This window comes from Robinsoniella sp. (assembly GCF_034124845.1).
In genome coordinates, this window is sequence record NZ_JAWYAJ010000328.1 from 1 (window position 1) to 23,474 (window position 23,474).

A 23,474-nucleotide genomic window follows, 5' to 3' on the forward strand; every position below is an offset into this window, starting at 1 on the left:
CTCAACACCTTCCACCTCAAAATCATCAATATAAAATTCCCTTGCATTCAGGTTTCCATCCGTAAACTTAAATCCACAATACCCAGGGGCAGTATTGAATCCGTCCTTTTGGGAATCGTTTGCAACTTCACCATTAATCTTCAGTATATAATGATTTTCACGGATTGTTATTTCAATGTCGTTATACTCATTTACATTTAATGACACTCCTGATTCCTGTGATGAGTCATGCCCTGGCTGATAGAGGTTCCATTTTCCCTTTACCGGGGTCTGCATAAAGGTCGGCGCATCCTGATTACTTCCTTCATGTCTGAACGTAAAACCGAATTTAGCATCTACTGCTGGTTCCGTTAGCGATTTAAACCGGAATCGGATTGTTCCATCTCGAAAAGGAAGCGTATCCTGATTTAAAACATATTGGTTTTCTCCTGATGCATTGATCTTCAAAACATGGTTATCCCCTTCTCCCACAATTTCCATATCATCCGACTCTATTCCAATCCATTTTCCCATCTGTCCATTTTCAAAATCTAAAACTATTTGATATCCTTCTGCTCCTGCCACAGCATTAATATTTTCCGCCCTCACATAATTCATGGGAATCACTCCGGAAGTAAGTACCCCCACGATAAACAATGCTAAGATTTTCTTTCTTTTCATTCTCCCTTGCGCCTCCTTTTTGACTATTCATAGTCATCTTTTGCTAATACACTTTTTCCCCCTCTTGTACTACATGGTGTAATTAGTTTCTTTCTATTTGATATTGATTTAATCATAATACAATTATTATAGATATTTTTATTATAGCCTCCCATTCTGGCGGCAACAACATGACTATTTTTATATATAGTGCATTATTTTCATAATTTCACAATTTCAATACATAATTACGGATATTGATACTGCAAAGCCTTGAACCTCACATTTCTTCCGCGGACAGTATAATTTCCCTCACCGCTCCAAAACATTCATCCATATTTGAATAATGGATTTGTGCTTACTTTATTGTATTTCCAAGTCTTAGCGATAAACTGAAACTTACCTTTTCTTTTGATCTTCTAATAAAAATGCCCTTAGATAAATACACATAGGTATTGTATATTTATCTAAAGACACTTGTATTTATCATTAAGATTCCTTTTGGTTGTTATTATTTTACGACACTTTTACGACACTTTTACGACACATATTTTGATTGTTATTGCTATGTTTTTAAAAGCAGCATATTTTAGTGGTTACTACAAGTACTGTGCACCCTTGATTTTACTAGTGGAAAATAGCTTACAGGTAACAAAAATCAACATTAGTGAAGAAAAACTAGAAGATTATTTTTCAAATTTGATTGGAGGTGGCGGAATTGGCTGATCTGATTTACTGTGAATTATTAAAGCTGAAACGGTCAAAAATGATTTTAATCAGTATTCTTGGTGCCCTGGCAGCACCGGCTATGCTGCTTCTGGAATGTCTGCAAACTTATTTTGAACACCCTGAAAAAATCATTACTCTGGCGCATATATATGACAGTCTGATGCTCTATACAATAATTCTTATGAACCTGTTGGTTTATATTATTATAGCCTCCTACCTGTTCAGCCGGGAATATACAGAGAAGACTTTGAAAAATATATTACCAATACCGGTTTCAAGAGCTTCATTTTTAACCAGTAAGTTCTGCATTTTGTTTGTTTGGATGATCGTTCTGTCCTTTTTCTCCTGGGGTTCTACTTATCTTTTGGCGCTCCTGTATCATTTTGTGTTTGGTATGGCTGAATTTCATTTCCATATCGCCCTGACTTATCTGGGAAAAATGCTGATCGGTACAATGTTAATGTTTTTAACCATAACACCATTTACATTTCTTGCCGAGAAAACAAAAAGCCTGGTTGTTCCATTGATCATATCATCTGCCGTCATCATGGGCAATGCTGCTTTATCAAATCAGGATCTTGGTGCATTATATCCCTGGACAGCCATCCTATTTCTTATGCAGGGAAGTCTGTCCGGCACCGGTTACCCTGTTTGGACTTCTGTCAGTATCATCGCCCTGGTGTCAATCCTGGGGTTTGCTGCCACATTCATTTATTTCCAAACGGAGGATATTAAATGATAACACCTATCGGTCTGGCATGGTTCAATATCCCAGACCGGCTGTTTCTTCATTGGTCAATACACCGTCGCTCTAAAAAGGCATCATACCGAAACTAGTATGATGCCTTCCTTCTGCTATTGTTCTTATATGTATCTCTTTATTGCATATACAGTATCAAAATACATGCCAGATACGATAATTCCGCTTGTGGGATTACTTGCATGAACCACCTGGCCTCCGCCGATGCAAAGGGCCACATGATAAATATATCCACTTTCATCAACATAGAATACCAGATCGCCTGCCTGTTCACTGCCTGGGGATACTGACGTACCGCCGGCAGCCTGATCTTCAGCCACACGTGCAAGATAGATACCAAAGTTTGCCATTACAGATTGTACAAATCCTGAACAATCCGCACCATTTGTCAAACTCGTTCCACCCCAAACGTATGGGTTCCCTACAAACTGGAGTGCATAGTTCGCAATACTGGTTCCCAGTCCAGAATTAGATGATTCTGAAGAAGAGTTGTCTGGCACTTCTGTTTCCGGAGTGTTTGTCGCTGGTGTTTCGGTCGCCGGTGCTTCCGTTTCAGCAGTTTCCGGTGCTTCCGTCACAGGTGCATTTGTCTCTGGCGCTTCTGTCTCAGGTGCAGTTGTTTCTGGCGCTTCTGTTTCCGGTACAGTTGTCTCTGGCGCAATTGTCTCTGGTACAGTTGTCTCCTGTGTTTCAGTCTCTATTGCTTCTGTCGCAGCTGTTTCTGTAGTTTCTGTTGCCGGGATATTCGTTTCAGCTGTTTCAGGAGTTTCTGTTGCCGGTACATTTGTCTCTGGCGCTTCTGTCTCAGGTACAGTTGTCTCTGGCTTCACAACTTCCGGCTGTGTAACAGGTATCTTCTCCTGCTCTTTTTTGGCTGCTTCTTCTGCTGCTTTCCTTGCTTCTTCCTGAGCCTTCTGATATGCCTGCCATTCACCATCTAGTCTGGCCTGCTCCTCTTCCAGTGATTCTGCCTCATCAAATCTAACTTCACAGGTAACATACTGCTTCGCAACATAGCCTTCGCGTCCGTCACTCATTTGTACTTTTACCCAGTCTCCCGCATCTGAGACAACTGAGTATGCTTCAGATTCCATAACTGTATCAACAACTTCAGCATCTTCATTAGCCTCTGAACGTACATTTAATACCTCTGCATTAATTACCGCCACTTCCCAGCCATATTTCCTGGCCAGTTCAGCTGCTTTGTCACCGCTCACTACGAGATCTTTCTTCACATAGCCTTTTACAGAGCCCGACTTAATCAAATACCAGTCGCCTTCTTCTTTTACAATTTCACCTGCTCTGTGATTATAGAGTTTTCCCAGAACTTCCCCATCTTCTACATTTGCAGATTTACGGATGTTCACATACTGTTCCTCCGGTTTTACGCCTTCTTTTTGTTCTAAATCAGCGATAACCATCTTGTCATAGGGAACTGCTTCTTTCTCTTTCGTAGTGTCTGTCTGTACATTTTCTACGTGTACAGCTAAACCTACAAGGGGAGTTCCAGTATTCGCAGCCATTGATACAAGACTCATTCCACCAAATGCCATTACACCGGTGGCAAGAAGGCCTGCAATTTTCAGCATACGTCTTTTCATAATAATCGCATACCTCTCTTTCATTACAAATTTTTTCGCAGTTATTACGTATTTATTACGCTCTGCAACATTATTTTAACATTTTTGCCTTAATCTGTCAATGACGTCCGATTACGTATATAGATCACATTTCTTAAAGTAATAAAAAAGTAAGATCTAATAAAGACCCCTGTCAGCTTTGGATGGTAAAATATATTGTAGCAGAAAGGAGTAATACAAAATGAACCATTATGTAATCGGAACAATCGGGTTTTCAAAACAAACATACATCTATTTTCAAAAGGAGGATATTAAATAATGACACTGGATTTACTAGAAGTACTAAAAATTATTTTTCTTGGTATTGTAGAGGGTATCACAGAGTGGCTGCCTGTGAGCAGTACCGGACATATGCTCCTGGTGGATGAATTCATCTCCCTGAACATGAGTGAATCCTTTAAAGAAATGTTTTTCGTCGTCATACAGCTGGGCGCCATATTAGCTGTTGTACTGGTATTCTGGAATAAAATGTTCACGTTTCAATTCAAAGACAAAAAGAAGCCGGTGATAAAAAAAGATACTTTTTCCATGTGGTTTAAAGTCGCCGCCGCCTGTATTCCAGGTGCGGTAGTCACCATCCTGTTTGACGATTATATCGATGCCCATCTGCATACGCCCATGGTCATCGCAGCCGCCTTAATCTTCTACGGAATCGCATTTATTGTGATCGAAAACTGGAATAAAAAAAGAAAAGCACGATTTTAAAGTATTTGGCTGGTATCGGATCGTTTTGGGAATACTCGTATTACTGATCGTCTGATCTGCTTCCCTGCTGGAAATGAAAATTGTAAGAAAATATTCAGAAATTCTCACTTTTTATAAACTTTATTTTAATATTCATACTGTAGAATAAAGAAAAAAGGAAAGAGAGTGTGTGTATTATGGTTACGCAACTGAGTTTAATGGAAGCAATTATGGATATGCTGTGTATAAGCCCCATATACTTATTGGGACTAGCGGTGACGGGATTATTATTAATTTATTTATTTAAAAGAGATAAACAGCTCCCAAAGATCAGAATTACAATCAGTTCCATTCTATTGTATTATTATCTGTGTATTGTCCTCACGAATGTCGTTGGAATTCCGACAATAAGCGAATTCAACCGATTGACAAAGCTGGGAGAATCCTTATTTCATCCTAATCTTAGTTTCATACCTTTCGTGAACGGATTCAGCTTAGAATTCATTCTGAATATTATATGTTTTATGCCATTGGGATTTCTGTGTCCATTCATATCCAGGTCTTATGAACCGATAAAAAAAGCAGCGCTGATCGGTTTTGGACTTTCACTTATCATTGAGATCAGCCAGTTATTCACTTTATACAGAGCAACGGATATTAATGATTTGATTGCAAATACACTGGGTACGATAATTGGGTGCTGCTGCTTTAAGCTCTTTGCCAGAATTGGAAATAGAAAATCCGGCTCCGGACACCGCGTCACCTTAGCTGACAATACCACACGGATACTGCCTGTTTTGATCACCCTGTTTGCTTTTGTCATTGTATTTGTAAATTAAGATAATTTCATATAAGAAAAAGCCGGACATATAAAGAAATCAACTTTATACGTCCGGCTTTTTGGACTTAATTATTGCAATTTTTGCAATCTATTGATAGGACAGGATTTTTCAGAATCCCTTGATCTTTTCTGCTGCATACTGAAGAATCAATCCTGCATCGCTGCTGTCAGCCACTCCGTCTCCGTTCACATCTGCCGCCTTGTGCTGCTCCTGGGTCAGCTCCTTAAACTCTGCCGCAAACTTGAGTACCTCTGCCGAATCAGCGGCATTCACGGTTCCATCTAAGTATACATCTCCCATCAGGCGGGCTTTCAGAATCTCTGCCACCAGTTCTTTTAAAACTCCGCCTGCCGCGGATGCATCTGCCGACTGGTCATCATAGACTTTTTGAGCTTTCTCTGTGACTGCTTCCAGACCTGCGATGGTATCTGCCAGATAATCTGCTGAATTCTCCAGAATCTCGCCGGCTTTCTCCAGGGCATTCTTCAGTTCTGATTTGTCCGCTTTTCTTACCAGCGATGCCATGGCTGCCGCCAGATCACCATATGCCTGATCTAATTCTTCCGGTGCAGCCTGTGGGTTATCCGCCGCAGCTTTTGCTGCTTCCAGTGCTGTCTCCAGTGCTGTTATACTAGTATCGGTATATTGCTCTTTGTTCTTAATCAGTTCCTCTGCTGTCCGGATCAGAATATCCAGTCTGGTATCCTCTTCCTGAATGAGAAGACTATTCACCGCAGTCATCAGCCTTGTTGCTGCGGCGTTGACTGTTGTCTGGTCTGCGCTGCTTTGGGCATATACACTCTCTGCGTAGAATAAAGCATCTCTCACTGCCTGTACACTTTCCTGCGTATACTGTGCCAGTGCCTCACTCTCAGCCAGAATTGCTTTGGTCCCGTCAATTGCTGCCTTTAAGCCAGCCCGCTGTACATTGCTTTCCAGAAGATTAAAGGCTGTCATGAGTTTCAGAAAGGCATCATCTACTTCGTTTTGTGTAACCTGTGGATTATTCAGTAGTGCTCTTGCTTCATCAAGAGCTGTCTGCACTGCCGTCCATGTCTCTGCTGTGTAGCACTGGCTCTCTGATTGTTCCTGCTCAAGTTTTTCCGCCATGCTAACCGCCAGTTTCAAAGATCCATCCTGTACTGATGTTTCTTCTTTGAAATTTACAACCAGCCTTGCTCCATAACCTTCTCCCGCCTCTTTGCTTCCAAACAGAAGACGATTACCTGATTCCGTTTCATTTAAAGCAAAACTGATGTATTGTTCATCCGGATTGTTTTCTTTATACTCCCTGACCAGCTTTGTCACATCAGCCTGCACAGTCTTCAATCCTTCGTTGGTGGGAAATGTCTCGGATACAACGGAAGTATTCTCAAGGTCTTCCACATCGTAATACAGTTTTGGAAAGTTCAGTGCGGCAAGGTCATCCTCTCCAGTGTCCTCTCCTTTTCCGGTGCCCTCCTGCCAGTCAGGGTCAGCCAGCACAATGCGCACACTGTCCGTCTCTGCGCCTCCCGCTTTTTTTCCCAGAAAGGTTAATGTCAAGCTGGCACTTTCTATTTATTTCTCTGTAATTGACGCATCATACTGGGAAAGATCATATTTTAGAAATCCAATCTTGCAGTCATACTCCCAGTCCGGCCACCACCAGCCTGAGTTACCGGATTCTCCCAGTCCTTCAACACCAGAATCCCTCTGTACCTGAAAATAGGACTGGCCTCCATAATTCCCATATCTTTCATTTTGCCACGTCTGGGAATTCGTATCTCCTGCCGGAAGATTCCCAGCAAAACGGCTGTCTGCAAATTCTTTCAATGCTGCTCCATCAAATGGGGTGACAATGATTTTACTTCCATTCTGGTCATCTGCCCTGTCATTTGTTTTTTCTACATTTATAACAGAAAGCAGCATTGCCTTTAATTCACCGCCTTCTATATATACATTTGGACGTTCCAGCTTCGTCCAGTTATTTTCCGTACCGTCTTCATAGCTCAGGAAATTCTGATATGGCGTATATGCAGCACCTTCATGCAGGGTCCAATTGTTAATCCCGTCATATGATGTCATATAATATGCCTGTTTTGCATTCCACTTATTTACAAGGCAGTGATACATCCCATCTGAATACCACATCACCGGATCTTCCATATCATCCTCTGCAGTATCCATTCCCGGAAGATTCCACCACAAACCGTTGCGTTCCACATGCCAGGGTCCATTTAGGGAATCTGAGGTGGCGATGTCTCCATTTCTGCTGATTGCCTCATATCTGCCGTCCGGTCTCACAATGATGCTGATGTTGGTCATTGTAAAACTCCCGTCACAGTTCATCTGCTCCAGATGCGTCCATTCTCCTCCGTTCTCAAGTGTTTTGGAAATGTGTACGGTACCCTGCACGTCCCATGGATCACCCAAAACGATGCCATACCGATATCCCTCTTCATAGAGGGGATCATGACTGCTTAACACAAAAGGATATACATTGTGACCTGCTCCATCATGATAATCCGGCCAGATCAGTCCCTTATCTTCATATGGCCCATATAAATTGTCACTGACTGCATAGATGGCTTCCGATCCTCTCCATCCAGGATATCCATTTTCACCTTCATGACCGCCACGCTGATCCCAGCGGCTGGCAAACATATAATACTTCCCGGATACTTCATCTTTGATAATGCCCCCGTCCCAATAGGAATAATCGGACATATCATCATCCTCCAAACCATTATGCCGGTCACGGGGTCCTACTTCAGCTGCACCCCAGCAGTCAGCCGACAACCCGTCCGGATCCATAACCGGCATAGGCAGAAAGCAATCCATAAACTGTTTCACTCCCGTTTGTCCTTCCATCACGGAATCAGCTGGTTCTGCCTGTGCAAAAGCCGGAAAGCCCGCCGACACCGTCAATACCCCCGCCAGTGCAAATACGGCCCCTCTTTTTAATAGTTTTCCCATAGTTTCCTCCTTGTTCTGAATGTACCTTCTAATAGATATAAATTTTAATTCTATCATCAATGATATCATTCTCCCAAGCAAAACCTTTAGGAATATATTCCGATATTTTTTTCATATTTTTGTAATTTTACTTATTTTTTGGATTTAATTAATATATTTGTATTTTTTCTCTTTCTATGTCAGTTTCTTCACTGGTCTGACATACTTCCAAAACCGCTCCGGATCATGATAGAAGTATATCATTCTGCCTGGAGAAGTATCAAAGCAATAACCAGTTCCTGTAAAATCGAAAGATGCCATAGCCTTTTCAACTAATTCCTCCACACTTTGTTTTTCCTGCTCGTAGTCAAATGGTCCATGTTCAAAAACAATATACTCTGCTTCAGGAACATCCATCATAAGCATTTGCGGCGGTACCTCACCTTTGTAATCAGAAGGAAGACGTACACCATAGCACTCTGTTCGTGGAATATTCCAATCACAGAGTCTGCCTTCGGGGTCATTCATGTACCCCATAATATGACCGCTGCTGCTGTTGGATTCGCTTCCTCCATCGTCATCCAGTTTGCCCTTAATACTATCCAGTAAACCGCAGATTGTATCGCAGTCCTGTCCTGGAATCAGACTTTGCTTTTGCCAAAAATCCCAATACCCGTTACTCTCATAGTTTTTAATGTGTAAAAATTTGTGTGCCGGAATTGTTACAAAATAGATCTTAATTTCTTCTGTAGATTTTAACATACCAATTTCTCCTAATCCTAAAAAGTAGCGGTCAAAAAGGTTAATTTTGGTACGAAGAACAACAGGCTTCGGATTTCTTCGAAACTCACTTGGCGTTAAGCCATAAGTTCTTTTGAAGGCTCTGGTAAATGCCTCATGTGATGAAAAACCATAGTCAAAAGCAATATCCAAAATGCTTTTTTCACTATCCCGCACTGCGATAAGTGCAAAAGCTAACCTTCGAAGCCGCAGATAATCCCTAAATTGCATACCCGATATTTCTTTGAATTTTCTCGTTGTATGAAATTCGGAATAGCCCAGTCTGCGGGACAGATAGCTCAGCGTCAAGGCCTCATCATTATAATTTTTAATGCATTTGTCAATCTCATCCACGATAATCTGAATTTGTTTCTGCCAATCGTACATTTTCTGTTCACCTCGTTTCAACCACTCTATATGTATTATAAAAAATTCCTGGGATTACTGCTTGATTTTACTTGCTTTTTTGAACCATGGTCTTTCTTTATGTGCCTTTACATATATTGTACAAAATGATTCTGGGAGGAATTCATGGAATGTACTCAAAATATTGCCTCTGAAGAGTTTGCTGACTTTATTATTACCAGCGGCAGTTACTCTTTGGAAGCTCTTCAGAATAATCCTTCTACTTGCGTGGATTATGTTGACAGCCAATTCTCTATCATATATGTTCCCATGAAGGACGCTGCACCGATTACTTATGAAAAATATTACTATTATACGATTCCTAATCTATATACCACCCTGGATACATCCAGCATTGAAGCATCCGGTATATTGGAAACCATTGAACAGCCTCTTTTGAACCTCCGGGGTCAGGGAACTATCATTGGTTTTATAGATACCGGCATAGACTATCAAAATCCTCTGTTTCGGCATCCCGATGGCAGAACCCGCATACTGGGTATTTGGGATCAGACCTTACCGTCATTGGAGACTCAGAAATTGCCCCCGGGAGTACCAGGGTTCACTGTAAATGATACCATTATATATGGAACAGAGTTTAAGAACACTGCAATTAATGAAGCACTGCAAGCTGAAAATCCGTTAGACGTAGTCCCCAGCTCAGACTCAAACGGTCACGGTACCTTTCTCGCAGGGATCGCAGCCGGATCACCAACGCCCACTGCAGATTTTGTCGGGGCTGCACCGGAATGTAATATTGCGGTAGTAAAACTAAAGCCTGCAAAGCAGTATTTACGGGATTTCTTCCTAATTGATGATTCTGCTGATGCATACCAGGAAAATGATATTATGATGGGAATTAAATATCTGACTCTGCTATCTGCTCAATATAGGATGCCTCTTGTAATCTGTCTTGGACTGGGAACCAACACTGGCAGTCATGAAGGAACCTCCCCTCTGGGACTGCTTCTGAGAAGGTTAAACTTAACCACAGGATTTGCATCCGTAGTAGCAGCCGGCAACGAAGTGGGCAGATACCATCATTTTTTAGGTAATATTCAGGCAAACATGGAATACGAAGTTGCAGAAATAATGGTAGCCCCAAATGAAAAAGGGTTTACAGCCGAGTTATGGGCTTCTCCGCCGGAACTTTATACCGTTGGATTTGTATCCCCTACCGGACAAATAATTCAGCGCATCCCTTTAAGCGAGGACAGGGATACCTATGTGACCTTCACCCTGGAAAACACACAAATTACGGTTCATTATGTCATTTCAGAAATGGGTTCCGGCAGTCAGTTTATTACGATGCGGTTTCAGTCACCAACCCCGGGACTTTGGAGAATTCGAGTGTACAACTATCTGTTTATCAGGGGCAGTTATCATATATGGCTTCCCATAACAGGCTTTATTTCTCCTTCAACCGTTTTCTTAAAACCAAATCCATTTACAACAATTACAGAACCGGCAAATGCATATAGCTGCATTACAATAGGTGCCTATAATCATCATGACGGCAGCCTCTATATACATTCCAGCTATGGAAATAACCGCATTCAGTTTGAAAAACCAAACCTAGTTGCACCCGGAGTAAATGTATATGGTCCTGCTCTTTCCGGCATCGCTGTTGGAACCGGCATACCCATGACGCATCAGACAGGTACTTCCGTATCCGCCGCACATGTTGCCGGTGCCGCCGCCAATCTGATGACCTGGGGTATTGTACAGGGGCATAATCTCAGCATGAATGCCAACTCCATCAAAACATATTTAATCCGCGGCGCTGAACGAAATCCTAACCATATTTATCCAAACAGGGAGTGGGGCATGGGAAAGCTCAATCTCTATCAGACGATTCTCAGGCTTCGTGAATAAACATCTGCAGTTGGGGGAGACAATTCCCCCATTTAAAGCAGTTTACTCATCCATACATGGGGACAGCCTTCATCATCTTCTATTTCACCATATTGAGTAAACCCTAATTTCTGATAAAAACTACTTACTCTGCATTGTGCATGGAGGTCAATTCTATGACCGCCTTTTTCACGTACATATTTTTCAGCCTCTTTTATTACATCTGCACCGATACTTTTTCCTCTGTATTCTTTAAGAACCGCCAGACGCCCGAGGAAGAAGGTTTCCGTTTCATGAGCCTGAAATACCCGGCATACAGCAGCTGGCAGATCCTTATCGCTGTATATTACAATGTGTGCTGCCTCATCATCTATATCATCAAATTCATTCTGAAAACCCTGTTCTGCTATAAAAACTGATTTCCTTATTTCCTTTGCATCTTTGGGCAAACCGTTCATATAAATTTTCGTATACATATTTATTTTCCCCATTTCTAACTGTTTTTTATATGTTTCAAACAGGCTCTTTGACACGGAGCCCAATTATAATTTTTTATTTTTCAGCTCATTTGAAGTATCTCCTAAATCAAAAAAACGCATGCAAGAATACAGCCATGCATACGGTAGGTGCTCACCCAATCACAACTTGAAGTATAACAAATTGTGAATATATTTTCAATATAAAAAAGAATTCAATGCTACGATAATGTATTATTTTAATCATTCAAAATGAGAAAGAGACATACAAATGTACGCCTCTTCTTTATTTTATACCTTTCGGTAACTAATCAGTAATTAAGGTCATAATATCCTCAATAGATTTTCCGCTTTCCTGAATCATATCATATAGCTGACCCAAGGCTTCTTCTCTTTTCTTCTGTTCCAAAGCTTTTTTCTGATCTAACAAAGCGTCCATCTTCGCCTGTACTTTTGCTATCTGCTCATCCAAAACTGCGATCTGATCATCAATTGATTTTCTTTGTCCTCTTGCCATGATTAATTCCTCCAATATAATTTACTTTTATTCTTAATATTGTAAATCATTATTGGTTATTTGTCCAGGTTATATACAAGTGTTTTATAAAAGTTTAAAATATATCTATATTAGGGATCTATAGTAACAGCAAGTCCCTTTTTTCCTGACGTACCAGGTTTTCAAATGGCAAAACCATCTGTTTGTTTTCTTCTTACCATATGAAGAATAAATACAATTACAGCAAAATTTATCCATAGTCCTCCATTTAAATTACATATTAGGTATATACTGATCCTTTCAGATCCTATGTAATTTTACGATTCCTTATTTTCCAGTTCATCTTTAACGACTCCAGTTTTATACACTTCATTTTGCTTAGTTTATTCTTATGATAACACTTTCTTTGATATAAAATCCATTCACCAAGTGCTGCCTGATGCATAACAAATTCTTTTGGTATATCTATATTTCCAAATTTAAGATAGTATTCTACACAGTATTCATACCAGAGTTCCCACTTTCTTCTGATTCCAAGGGACCAAATCATTCCAATCTGATTCAGTAAATAAATTTTTCTGGCATCTATTTTACATGTTCCTGTCTGATGATATGCAGCACGCTGTCTTTCGATCCATCTTCCCAGAAGATGCCCATCCGGCGTTTTATATTTAACCGGTATCCTCAGATGATGCGCAGAATGATAATATTCTTTGGCAAGACTATACCACTCATCCCATGTCAGACGTGCACGATTGCTCTTATTTGCAGCTTTAGAATCATTCATACTCTCCCCACATTTCTGATTATTCTATAACCGTTATTCTAAATTTGCTTATCATAATTTATTCTTCAAACAATGTAGACTTTATTTGACGTATAGTATATAATGTAAAATATGGTAAAAACAGGTATTTTTTTTCGTTTTATGCTTGTCAAATAAAGTCTACATTTTTTGACTTTTATCGAGTAAATATTATTTTTTTCGGTATAAAATCCTATTTTCTGCTAATAAAAACCCCCGAGTTTTTCTCAGGGGTATCCCAGTTCCAACTATCCCAGTTACAATTGCTGATCCTCATCAGATGGAACATATCTGCAAATATCTGAAACATCACATTTTAATATTCTGCATAAATCATTCAGTTTTTGAGTAGTGATTCCCTTATTGTGTTTCAACTTATTCAATGTACTAAAAGAGATCTTGTGTTTATTAGTCAGGGTATAGTATGTTTCATTAGATTCCCTTAATGTCTCCCAAAATGGTGTAAAATCAATCATGCTAAATCCTACCTTTCTATTAATAATAGACTTAGCATAAATTATATTCTTATTCTTGAATATATTCTTATTAAAGAATATAATATATTGCATAGTATAAGGGAGGTACTGAGCAAATGATTGAACAACTGCAAGCCTATATGAGTCAAATTAAGCAGGATACAAGCAGAGTTACTTTTTTGGTAGAATTATACAAATGGAATTTAGTAGACAACGATTATGATTTTTTGTGGGAAATTATGCCGCCTAATCTCACTGATCATGAATTATTTGAATTCTGCAGAAAAGTACCAGGCTTTTTAAAAGACTACAATTAATTCTGGTGTAGTTGATTGAAAAATGAGATTTTACAGATATTCGTCAGCAGACAATCGCCGATTATTTCATTACAATCGTAGAAACCCGTAATTCAGAGCGGGAAAAATACTATTTTTTTGACATTTGCCAAAATAAGATTTATAATCTGGAATATAAGGGGGCGGAAAACTATGGGACAAATTGCAAATCAGGCCTTGTTAGAGATCATATCCAAATTAAAGAAAAAGCATAAAGAACAGAAGGAAATGAAAGAAAAGAAAAACAACACTTCAACGAAATAGCATTTATTGAAAAATAACAGGCAAACCTATATCTTATATTTGACCGGTTTGCCTGTTATTCTTATTCAAGATTTCTTGAGTAAAACCTTTACTTCTTTTGATGATAAACAGTATTGTCTTGCAACTGACTTGATATCCTGTACCTTTTCAAAAGTCCTACTGATAGCCGCTGCATTAATTTCCGCAAGTTCTGGCTTATTCATATATTTTTCCATGTATTCTCCTTTTATTAACAGCCTTTTAACATCTTAATTAACAGCTTTTGCTGTCATTCCATGCCATCTGCAACCACTCTGTTTTTCCCATTTCGTTTTCCCTGATACAGTAAGTTATCTGCCTGGTCAATCCAATCGTTGAGAGGTAAACTGCGTACTCCTTTCGTCACACCAAATGTAATTGTTACCGGAATCAAGATATGATTATATTGAAACCGGTAATTATTTATCCAATGCTTAAAAGTTTCCAATTGATTTATAGGATAAGAGTGCTCCACTTCCGTAAAAACCAGTACAAACTCCTCCCCGCCCCAGCGGCAGAGAAATACATTCGGATCAAATTGGGAGCGCATCTGTTCAGCCATTTCTTTTAATATAAAATCGCCGCAGATATGGCCGTATGTATCATTGATTGTCTTGAAATCGTCAATATCTCCTATTGCCAGAAAACTATTGTCTCCTGGACAGATATGAAAACAGTCTTTTAAATAACGACGGCTGTATAATCCGGTAAGCTGGTCATAATCCGCCAGCTCCCGCAGATTCCTGTTTTCATTAATCAACTCTTTTTTATTTACTAAAGCACTTATTTTAGAGACATATGCCGTATAGAGTATCATAATAAACATGCTGATACTGTTACAGCAAAAATAAAGATATAAAGATGACTCTGCTGAATAAACCAGCGGATTATGCTTTATAAAATAAAAGTACAGTATGAACATTGTGGATATATGCATAAATGAAAATATATAGGGCGTATATGAAGATCGAAACGGGCAAAAGTAAACCATACTTGCCATTGCGATCAAAAACATATAAAAACCCGCATCCCATCCAAACAGCAGAGACTGCGTTATAACAAAAATACATGCTTCAAAGTGAATCAGAATAACGGTAAGTGCATATTTGTGTTTGCTCACAATCACCACTAAAACGGTATAAAAAAGCACACTTAAAATATTGTAGGCAAATGCAGGTACGATTTGAAAACAAATGTATATGATTGCATATACCCCATGTAAAATGATGCCCAGGAATGCGATGTTGCGATATACATTATGAATGTAGTCGATATCATTCTGGTTCTGTGATTTCAACATTTTGTATCCCCCTGCTCTTCGGAGCGTTTTATATTTTTAAGCCTGGCAGACTGCCCCACTTCAAGGAATGTGACAGATACAAAATATTCATTGCCTTTGAAATGATAACCTTTATTATATCATTCTTAATAAAGGAAGTAAACGAAAGGTTTATGGTAATTACTCATGAATTTCATACTTCTCCAAAGCGTGATCTTTCCAGCAGATATCTATAGTTCTGCCGCCTTTAATCCGAAGACCTTTCACATATCCATCCTTCCATTCTTTTGGAAGTGCAGGAAGCAGTTTCAATTCTCCGCCCCTGTCCTGTACCAGCATATTCGCAATGGCTGCACTGCCTGCAAAATTCCCGTCGATCTGGAATGGCGGATGCATATCCCAAAGGTTCGGATAAGTCGATCTGGTAAGAAGCGTTCTGAGGTATTCATAGCTTTTTGCGGCATCGCCCAGAACAGCAAACACCTGAACGATCCAGCCACAGCTCCATCCGGTATGCCCTCCTCCATTTGCCAGCCGTCTTTCCAGCGTTTTACGGCAGGCTTCTTTCAGCCGGTCATCCTGTTCAAACAGCTCAGACGGATAAATTCCATACAGATGGGAAATATGACGGTGCCCCGGTTCTACTTCTTCATAATCAATGGGCCACTCCTGAAGCTGCCCATATTTTCCTGTTTTATAAGGATATAGTTTTGCTTCTTTTTCTTTCAATTCCTTCAATAGTGTATCATTTATATCCAGTTCTGCACAGATCTTTTTAAAATCCCCAAACACCTCCCGTATAATTGTCATATCCATGGTGCAGGCATAGGTCAGGGACGCTTTCTCTCCCTCTCTGTCCGGTACAAAAAAGACATTTTCAGGTGAAGCTGACGGACAAGTCACATAATAGCCTTCGTATGGAACCAGCCAGTCCAGACAGAACAGAGCCGCCTGTTTTAAAACAGGATATGCAGTATCTCTTAAAAAATCTTTATCTCTGTGATATTCGTAATGCTTCCAGAATTCCTCACACATCCACGCACCGCCCAAAGGAAAGAAGGAATAGCATCCGCTGTTTTCCTGGCCTGAATCATTTCCATGGGCCACACCCACCGGATTCGTACTCATCCAATAATCCGTATTGTGAGATACTGTAAATCCCCGGCATCCAAAATGTGTCTCTGCCGTTTTCTGCCCCTCAATACTTAGTCCTTTTACAAAATTAAAATATGGTTCCAGGCATTCTGCCAGATTACAGCTCTGAGCATGCCAATAGTTCATCTGGGCATTAATATTGGTAGTAAAATTACAACTCCAAGGTGCACGGAACTCCCAGTTCCAGATCCCCTGTAGATTCGCAGGCACTCCGCCCTCCCGGGAAGAGCTGATAAGCAGATATCTTCCATATTGGAAATACAACGCATACATGGCTGTATCTTCTTTCCCGTCTTTCATATTCTGTAAACGTATATCAGTGGGAGCATCCGGCTGGCTGCCCAGGTCCAGTTCTACCCTGCTGTACAAATTCCGATAGTCCTTTACGTGCTTTTCTTTTATCCCTTCATAACCACAGATGTTGAATTCTGCAGCAACATCGGGATTTTTGACTGCAGTCACTGCCAATATAATATCCGATGCATCTTTTACAACCAGGACTGCTTTTTCCTCTTCAAATATAATTTCATATGTTCCATCTGTAGACAGAAGAGTCAGGCCGGCCTGAAAAGCCTGCCCGCGGTTCCCCCATATGACAGGGGTATCGCTGTCCACATAGCTGGGATCTACATGTTCCGGGCACCTTCCGTTCATGCGGATCATTCCTGTATTTCTCTCATAAACCGGCTGTAAATCACTTTCCAGAGTTACACGGACCTCCATTTCATTTACAGTGCTGCAAAGCCGTATGAACATTGCTTTGGAAGGGAAGCTTGCGAAGTATTCTCTCTTGTAGCCCACCCCGTCAACGTCATAGCTGACGCTGGCCGCGGCATGGTCAAGATCCAGTCTCCGCACATAATTTTCTGCATTGCAGCTATGAGCAAAATCAATTTTCAGATTCCCGAGAGGCAGATAGCTCTCCGTAAATTCAGCCAGCATTTTTTCTTCTACCAAGCGCTGTGCTTCTGCATTCCTGCCTTCAAATATCAGTTTCCGCGCTTCCGGTAAAAATTCAAGCGCATTTCGATTATTCTTATCATGTGGATAGCCCGACCACAATGTTTCTTCATTCAAACCTATGAGTTCCTGACTGATATTCCCCCAGATCATTCCGCCCAGGCTTCCATTCCCGATGGGCAGGGTTTCTTCCCACTGCCCGGCAGGCTGCTTATAATATAATTCCATAGAATCCTCCTGTTTCAACTTTTGAAATAATTACCTTACACTGCATAATTCTTTATTGCTCATTATGATCATTTATTATAATACAATTTTCTTATACATTTTAATACAATTTCGACGTAAAGGGAAGATTAAAGTGTTTCTACTCAAATATAAATATATCCGAATCTACCGCTCTTGAAATATCAATTGTCAGTATTAGAGAAAGATTATATGAGCTAAATCGGCGTTAAGTGTGTGTCAAGACTAATATACAAAGTCCACCAACCACATTTTAATCTTCCTTAACAAACTCTTCTTTTTCAAAATACAATGCAAGGTCTCATCTTTCAGCTGCTCTGCCTTTTCCCGCTGCTCCTTTGAAACATCCAGATCACCATAAACTGCTCCCTGAACCACATCCAGTGTCTCCCTGAATTTTTCACCAAATGCTTCCGAATATTTTTCAGAAAGAATATCTACATAGCCATAATGGGATCCCTTTGCTCTTGGAGTCTTATCATAGAGAAGTAAAAATAAAGTATAAGCATAGAGATGCTTTACCGCCAGCCTATTATCCGCTACACGGAAGCTCTTTTTACGATTTGCAAGTTTCCTTCTGTGAAAAATTACATAGATCAGCCATGATAAGATTAAAATAACAGCCAGAGCAACTACAGCAATCAGCAGAATCTTTTGTACCGGTACTTCCGCTTTTTTACCCGTCTTTTTTTTCTTTAATTCCTTTTCCTCATCTTTTATCTTCTCCGATTTGCCGGCGTCATCTGACTGACCGCCGTCTCCCGTAAGTGCAGGAGCCTGTGAGAATTCCGGTCTTTCCATAATGCCCAGATAAGGTGGTGTTGCTTCCATAGGTACCCAGCCAATGCCGTCCTGATAGACTTCTGCCCAGGCGTGGGCGTTTTCTCCGGTAATTTCGATTGGTTCATAAGCTTCCACACCTTTTACATCCTCCGGTGTCACAAGATAACCCTCCACATATCTTGCAGGAATACCCAGATACCGGTACATCAGAACTGCAGCTGTTGCATAGTGGGCGGAATATCCTTTTTTCTGGCTCTGAAGAAACCATTGCAAAAAATCATAATTTCCTGTAAAGGTATCCACTTCTTCGGAGTATTCTATATTCTTGTCCAGATATCCCATAATCAAAGCATTTGCTTCTTCATAGGGATAATGAGCACTTCCTGATGCCTCTTCTATTTTCAGAAGATTTTTCAGAATCTGTTTTTGGTGGTCCGGTATATCCAGGTAATTCCGGTAGATAAAGGCATTGTAGTAACTTTCGTTTCCTGCGTATTCCGCTGCAGTATCACTATTCCTGATTTCATAAAAATCTGACGCCAGTGTAGGATAACGTTTCACCAGATTACTGTTTGCAGTATAGTGATACAGGCGGTTTCCAAACAATCCTTTTGACTTTAAGGAAACATCCCCCAGATTTTTGCCCCCATCTATCTTACCGGGATCTGACTTCAGTTCATAAGGGGTATAGATGTATTTACTGTTTGCATTTACATTCTGTACCGTAATCTCCACAGTCTCCTCATCTGTTTTTCCATTTACCAACAGATTCACAAGGGAGAGCTGGTTTAATCCATTAAAATTTGTTTCGTGAAGCCAGTAAAACAGGTCCTTCTCTTCATAATAGACAGATTTTTCTAGCTCCTCCCAACCATTCTGGGTGTAAGTACTTCCAACAAACCCGCGCAAATACAGGGATTCCGGCTTGTCCATCAGAACTTCCAGTGCAGTTGTATCCTTCAGTGTCAGATTTCCCAGTCCCTTAAATTGACCCTGTGTAAAAGAATTTGTCTTCTCTTTTTCATAGCGTATATTGGAAATTTTTTTTGCTATTCCTTCTTTTACCGCCTCTGCAAATCCTGCTTTCGTGTAGCTATTAACAGATACTGTACTGACCATAAATCCCAGGATAGCTGCAAAAGCAACCGTTAATATTCCGGATACCTGCAGGATAGCCAAATATTTACCATTGCCAAATGCCCTCCTGCTTTTCCTGCCATGTACAAAAAAACTCAATAGAACCATAACGGAAGCCAGCATCATTATCACAGGTATAATACCATAGTTTTCACCAGTACATAATTCCAGCACCAATAATGGCAATACACTTATGCATAAGAGTAATATACTGCGCAGCCGGATAATTACGGTTACAACTACAGCAGACAGCAGGCAGCTCCATGTCCAGAACAGGCAAAGGGCGATCCCATATGATTCCTCAGCAATACCAATATCATAAACTTTCAGGAAAATTCCAAAGTTTCTGCCGGCTGCCTGCCCAATCCGGTTCATGGTCAGCAGAAAGCCGTCCAGCATCAACTCCTGGCGTATTAAGAGGAACAGGATTCCAACAGCAGCCAGAAGCGCCGTACCTGCCTTCACATAACGGCTGTACTTTCCATGTAACTGCAGCAGTGTCAGGATCAGCAGTCCAAAAGCTGCCGAATAGTATACCTGCACCGGCAGATCAAGAAGATAAATAAAAGACAAAGAGATGCCAAGATAAAGCAAAAAAGCCGGAAGTAATTCTGCCAGCAAGTTTAGCACACCTTCTCTGCCACTATTTTTCCGATTCTCCAATTGAATTGTAATCTGAGATTTTTTCTTACCTGTATTTTTCTTTCCATTTTTCATATCTTACATCCCCTATATTACCAACTGGCATAATTCTTCTGTCAATGTCTCCGGTGTAAATACTACCAGCGAATGGTCCAAATTTCCGGATACCTCCTGCTTACTTATCCGGCACTGCAAAACAGCAACGGAACAAATCTCACTTAAGCATTTCAGATCCTCTCCGCCATCTGACGCCGTAATATAGACCACATGGGCATAGGGATTGTCAATACAGTCCTCCAAATAGTAATGGAGGCTGGTCTCTCCCTGCTCTTTACTTTGAATCCCCAGAAACCCCTCTGTCATCTCAGCTAATTCATCCACCGATGTAACATCCTGCCGGCGGAAGAGGGCCTTGCTCTGATCATACCACCCTAAGGTGTGAAGATGCCCCTCCTGGATCAGAGACTGGGATACCGATAAAAAAGCTTCCATCATTGCATCGCGAAGCGCGGCTGTTTCTTTCTTCTTTTCAAAAGATGCTGTTTCGTATAAAAGAAGTATGGAATTTTCTATTGGTAGGCTTAGCTCCTTAACATACAGCCCATCCAGCTTGCCGGATACCTTCCAGTGTATATTTTTCGGACTGTCTCCCTCCTGATATTCCCGCATGCCAAATATTTCACTGGGGTCATCCCCTCTTTTGCTGTCTGAGTAAGTAATGCTGTCCCAATTAGCGCTCAGGCTGTCGCTGATTTGTACATTTGCAGGAAATATATCGGGCAAAATCACAATATGCCCATATTGATCCGGGTTCTCCCGAAGGGTAAAAATCCCCAGCCAGTCATATAAAGTTACTTTTTCAATGGTCACCTTCACATTTCCGCAATATCTGCTTTTCAGATTCCAGTTCAGCTTTTCCGTTTTTTTAGCCGGTATGGCGCAGTAAATCTCCTGCTCTTTCAACTCTCCCGTCAGCTGATTGAAAAACTGAAGGCAGCAGCACACTTTTAACACAGGGAAAATACTCTTATTTTGAATGCTGAGTTCCCCCTGTACCTGCTTTCCCTTGCCTGCCATGGATACCGCCTGAAATGAATACGACAATTTATGCCGGGTGGTTAATATGACTGCCCCGCAGACAGGAAGGATTGACACAGAAGCCATCAGAAGGAAAAATGCCCAGTATGAATCTGAATAGATGTATAGGACCACCGTACCCAGCAGCCATACTCCATAGCATATTCTTGTCTTTAACATAAAGTCCTCCTGGTTATGATATTTCCGGTACGGAAACCGTTTTTGTAATTTCTTCCATAATAGACATGGCAGATACTCCGGTTACCTTTGCCTTGGGATGGAGTATCACACGATGGCTGCTGACGGACGGAAATACCCCGATGACATCTTCCGGTGTTACATAACCGCGTCCAGCTATATAGGCAGATGCTTTCGCCATATTATTCACCGCATATGCACCACGGGGACTTACGCCCAGCTGGATATATTCATGGCTCCTGGTTGCTTCTGCAAGCCTTGTAATATACCGCAGTATCTCATCTTTTACCTTGACCCTGGACACTTCCATCTGCATCTCTTCCAAATCGTCCTTATTGATTACTGCTTTGATTGTATCCAGCGGCTGTATTTCCTGTCGATCCTTTAAGATATTGACCTGACTCTCAAAATCCGGATATCCCATTTCCAGTTTTACCATAAAACGGTCTAACTGGGATTGGGGAAGCAATTGTGTACCGGCGGAACCAAAGGGGTTCTGAGTGGAGATTACAACGAAAGGCTTTGGAACCTCATAAGTATTTCCGTCAACAGTTACATTTCCTTCTTCCATAACTTCCAGAAGTGCAGCCTGGGTCTTACTGGAGGTACGGTTGATCTCATCTGCCAGCAGCAGGTTACACATAACTGCTCCGGGCTTATAAACAAACTCACCGCTTTTTTTATCATATACCGTATATCCTACAACATCAGATGGGATAACATCAGGGGTAAACTGGATTCTCCTGTAATCCAGTCCCAGTGTTTTGCTGATTGAAAGTGCCAGTGTGGTCTTACCCACTCCGGGTATATCTTCCAGTAAAATATGTCCCTTTGCCAGAATTGCCATCAGTACTTTTTGAATCACTTCCTCTTTTCCTACGATAACCTTTTGTATTTCCTGAACCAATTGTTCTGTATGCTTCATGTATGTATACCTCACCTTCTTGACATTTAAAATATTCCGTGTTTAATATTAATTCGCTTTAACTTTCTCCCGATTGGACCGATTCCCAGCATCAGAAAAATCACATTGGATATAGCATATTCCATGCTTACCGGAAGTGCCATAGCCAGTACCGTCAGATATCTCGCCAGGCTGAAGCTCCCATCAAATGAAAGTACCGTCCATATGTCCATAATAGCCGAATATCCAAATCCCGCCAGGAACCCGTATACCGCCAAAATCACTCTTTTCTGCAAAATTTTCTGCATTACCGGCAGCCCCGCAGTCAGCCCAAGACCTCCCCAGGCAAGCATCTGAAAAGGTGTCCAGGGCCCCTGCCCATAAAACATATTTGATATAATAGCTGAAAGCGATCCGATTAAAAATCCGGATTCCGAACCCATATAAATAGCAGCGATCACCACAATTGCTGTTACCGGTTTAAAACCGGGCAACACCGCAAAAATCAATCTTCCCACAACAGATATTGCGACCATGACAGCCAGGACTACCATTCGGCGTATGCTGCCTTCCTTTTTTTCATATGCCATGTAAAATGGTATGCAGGCAAGAAATGCAATCAGAATTGAGATCAGATTATACTTTCGGTCCTGAAACATACGCACACCGAAAATAATTACCCCCACAGCTGCCAGTATCAGCAGGATATTTATCGTTATCCGCTTTTTACTCATACCTGCTTCCTCCCGGTTTTCATGCACATAGCGATAACATCTTCACAGGTAACTACATCCCTGTACATATGCCTTGCAATCCGGTTTGCTGCCGTGGTATAAAAACTGTTATTGCAGAAAAAATTCTTTGGAAGATCGATGGAGGTTACTTCTTTGTCAAAAAACATGGCGCACCTGTCCGATGCCTCTGCTGCAAATTCCACATCATGAGTAACCATC

20 protein-coding genes and 2 pseudogenes are annotated in these 23,474 nt (G+C 40.9%); 5 read left to right on the forward strand and 17 right to left on the reverse strand.

From position 1 onward, the window contains the following. A partial coding sequence (locus ACH2DQ_RS16545) for a hypothetical protein (protein WP_395027476.1) occupies positions 1–660 on the reverse strand: 660 nt, incomplete at its 3' end. Between the two features lie 688 nt (positions 661–1,348). Between ACH2DQ_RS16545 and ACH2DQ_RS16550 the strand changes: the two genes are divergently transcribed. Further along, positions 1,349–2,107, forward strand: a complete 759-nt coding sequence (locus tag ACH2DQ_RS16550; RefSeq protein ID WP_394914595.1) for an ABC transporter permease — start codon at positions 1,349–1,351, stop codon at positions 2,105–2,107. Between the two features lie 125 nt (positions 2,108–2,232). Here the strand turns inward: ACH2DQ_RS16550 and ACH2DQ_RS16555 are convergent, their stop codons facing one another. Continuing rightward, positions 2,233–3,729 carry an NlpC/P60 family protein gene (locus ACH2DQ_RS16555; RefSeq protein ID WP_394914596.1) on the reverse strand — a complete coding sequence of 499 codons (1,497 nt, stop codon included), beginning with the start codon at positions 3,727–3,729 and terminating at the stop codon, positions 2,233–2,235. Between the two features lie 297 nt (positions 3,730–4,026). On the opposite strand from ACH2DQ_RS16555, the pseudogene ACH2DQ_RS16560 reads away from it, so the two are divergent. Further along, positions 4,027–4,458 (forward strand): annotated as a pseudogene (locus tag ACH2DQ_RS16560) (undecaprenyl-diphosphate phosphatase); the annotation flags it as partial. Between the two features lie 191 nt (positions 4,459–4,649). Then, entirely contained in the window at positions 4,650–5,291 is a 642-nt protein-coding gene (locus ACH2DQ_RS16565; RefSeq protein ID WP_394914597.1) for a VanZ family protein, read from the forward strand. Positions 5,292–5,402: 111 nt separating this feature from the next. Here ACH2DQ_RS16565 and ACH2DQ_RS16570 read toward each other — a convergent pair whose 3' ends face one another. The 3 genes from ACH2DQ_RS16570 to ACH2DQ_RS16580 all read right to left on the reverse strand — a co-directional run bounded on the left by ACH2DQ_RS16570 (position 5,403) and on the right by ACH2DQ_RS16580 (position 9,398). Then, positions 5,403–6,839, reverse strand: a complete 1,437-nt coding sequence (locus ACH2DQ_RS16570) for a dockerin type I domain-containing protein (protein WP_395027479.1) — start codon at positions 6,837–6,839, stop codon at positions 5,403–5,405. Between the two features lie 15 nt (positions 6,840–6,854). After that, positions 6,855–8,252 (reverse strand): glycoside hydrolase family protein, encoded by a 1,398-nt coding sequence (locus ACH2DQ_RS16575; protein WP_395027480.1) that lies wholly within the window; start codon positions 8,250–8,252, stop codon positions 6,855–6,857. 174 nt (positions 8,253–8,426) lie between these two features. Then, entirely contained in the window at positions 8,427–9,398 is a 972-nt protein-coding gene (locus tag ACH2DQ_RS16580) for a helix-turn-helix transcriptional regulator (protein WP_394914599.1), read from the reverse strand. A 144-nt stretch (positions 9,399–9,542) separates the two neighbouring features. Between ACH2DQ_RS16580 and ACH2DQ_RS16585 the strand changes: the two genes are divergently transcribed. Next, on the forward strand, positions 9,543–11,291 hold the full coding sequence (locus tag ACH2DQ_RS16585) for a S8 family peptidase (RefSeq protein ID WP_394914600.1): 1,749 nt from the start codon (positions 9,543–9,545) through the stop codon (positions 11,289–11,291). A gap of 32 nt (positions 11,292–11,323) precedes the next feature. Here ACH2DQ_RS16585 and ACH2DQ_RS16590 read toward each other — a convergent pair whose 3' ends face one another. The 4 genes from ACH2DQ_RS16590 to ACH2DQ_RS16605 form a co-directional block, all read right to left on the reverse strand. Beyond that, positions 11,324–11,746, reverse strand: a complete 423-nt coding sequence (locus ACH2DQ_RS16590; RefSeq protein WP_394914601.1) for a GNAT family N-acetyltransferase — start codon at positions 11,744–11,746, stop codon at positions 11,324–11,326. Between the two features lie 307 nt (positions 11,747–12,053). After that, entirely contained in the window at positions 12,054–12,263 is a 210-nt protein-coding gene (locus ACH2DQ_RS16595; protein ID WP_394914602.1) for a hypothetical protein, read from the reverse strand. Positions 12,264–12,549: 286 nt separating this feature from the next. Beyond that, complete coding sequence (locus tag ACH2DQ_RS16600; protein ID WP_394914603.1) at positions 12,550–13,029, reverse strand: helicase associated domain-containing protein; 480 nt, start codon at positions 13,027–13,029, stop codon at positions 12,550–12,552. A 275-nt stretch (positions 13,030–13,304) separates the two neighbouring features. Next, on the reverse strand, positions 13,305–13,616 hold the full coding sequence (locus ACH2DQ_RS16605; protein WP_395027488.1) for a helix-turn-helix domain-containing protein: 312 nt from the start codon (positions 13,614–13,616) through the stop codon (positions 13,305–13,307). 23 nt (positions 13,617–13,639) lie between these two features. Here ACH2DQ_RS16605 and ACH2DQ_RS16610 point away from each other — a divergent pair, with 23 nt between their 5' ends. Further along, a complete protein-coding gene (locus tag ACH2DQ_RS16610) occupies positions 13,640–13,840 on the forward strand; it encodes a hypothetical protein (RefSeq protein WP_394915986.1) in 201 nt (66 codons plus the stop codon). Positions 13,841–14,187: 347 nt separating this feature from the next. Here ACH2DQ_RS16610 and ACH2DQ_RS16615 read toward each other — a convergent pair whose 3' ends face one another. The 8 genes and pseudogenes from ACH2DQ_RS16615 to ACH2DQ_RS16650 form a co-directional block, all read right to left on the reverse strand. Then, positions 14,188–14,337: a hypothetical protein gene (locus ACH2DQ_RS16615; RefSeq protein WP_394915985.1), complete on the reverse strand. Its 150-nt coding sequence runs from the start codon at positions 14,335–14,337 to the stop codon at positions 14,188–14,190. A 53-nt stretch (positions 14,338–14,390) separates the two neighbouring features. Further along, positions 14,391–15,440 (reverse strand): GGDEF domain-containing protein, encoded by a 1,050-nt coding sequence (locus ACH2DQ_RS16620; protein WP_394915984.1) that lies wholly within the window; start codon positions 15,438–15,440, stop codon positions 14,391–14,393. Between the two features lie 159 nt (positions 15,441–15,599). Next, the gene (locus ACH2DQ_RS16625) at positions 15,600–17,762 is read right to left on the reverse strand and encodes a glycosyl hydrolase family 95 catalytic domain-containing protein (protein WP_394915983.1); all 2,163 of its coding nucleotides are present in this window, start codon (positions 17,760–17,762) and stop codon (positions 15,600–15,602) included. A gap of 243 nt (positions 17,763–18,005) precedes the next feature. Further along, positions 18,006–20,417: a transglutaminase-like domain-containing protein gene (locus ACH2DQ_RS16630; RefSeq protein ID WP_394915982.1), complete on the reverse strand. Its 2,412-nt coding sequence runs from the start codon at positions 20,415–20,417 to the stop codon at positions 18,006–18,008. 12 nt (positions 20,418–20,429) lie between these two features. Next, positions 20,430–21,599, reverse strand: a complete 1,170-nt coding sequence (locus ACH2DQ_RS16635) for a DUF58 domain-containing protein (protein ID WP_394915981.1) — start codon at positions 21,597–21,599, stop codon at positions 20,430–20,432. 13 nt (positions 21,600–21,612) lie between these two features. Further along, positions 21,613–22,542: an AAA family ATPase gene (locus ACH2DQ_RS16640; RefSeq protein ID WP_394915980.1), complete on the reverse strand. Its 930-nt coding sequence runs from the start codon at positions 22,540–22,542 to the stop codon at positions 21,613–21,615. Positions 22,543–22,568: 26 nt separating this feature from the next. Beyond that, positions 22,569–23,255 (reverse strand): ECF transporter S component, encoded by a 687-nt coding sequence (locus tag ACH2DQ_RS16645; protein ID WP_394915979.1) that lies wholly within the window; start codon positions 23,253–23,255, stop codon positions 22,569–22,571. Next, positions 23,252–23,474 (reverse strand): annotated as a pseudogene (locus tag ACH2DQ_RS16650) (ABC transporter ATP-binding protein); the annotation flags it as partial. The gene ACH2DQ_RS16645 and the pseudogene ACH2DQ_RS16650, both read right to left, overlap by 4 nt.